A 470-nucleotide genomic window follows, 5' to 3' on the forward strand; every position below is an offset into this window, starting at 1 on the left:
GTTGCACAATCGTCGATAATGTCTCACGCATTTTCGACCGATGTACGACCGCATCCAGCTGTCCATGAGTTAGTAAAAATTCTGCTGTTTGGAAGTCTTCCGGCAATTTCTCACGGACTGTTTGTTCGATAACGCGGCGTCCGGCAAAGCCGATTAATGCCTTTGGTTCCGCCAAATTGATGTCCCCGACAGATGCAAAACTCGCGGACACGCCGCCAGTTGTCGGATGCGTCAAAATCGACACGAACAACAAGCCCTCGTTCGAATGGCGTTTAAGTGCAACACTTGTTTTTGCCATTTGCATAAGCGACAATACGCCTTCTTGCATGCGCGCCTCGCCACTCGCCGTAAAGATTAAAAATGGCACTTTTAATTTGGTAGCCAATTCCACTGCACGGGTGATTTTTTCGTCTACTACTGCATAAAAAACACTCCGTATACCACCCCTTTCTCTGATCCCTATCTCCAAA

General features: G+C 47.7%; 1 protein-coding gene. It reads right to left on the minus strand.

Annotation, left to right across the window (positions count from 1 at the left end; all coding sequences use genetic code 11):
• Nucleotides 1-470 (minus strand): acetyl-CoA carboxylase carboxyltransferase subunit beta (locus tag BHE18_RS20960; RefSeq protein ID WP_268876483.1); only part of this gene is annotated, 470 nt, incomplete at both ends.

The organism is Rossellomorea aquimaris (assembly GCF_001877785.1).
Taxonomy (GTDB): Bacteria; Bacillota; Bacilli; order Bacillales; family Bacillaceae_B; genus Rossellomorea; species Rossellomorea aquimaris_A.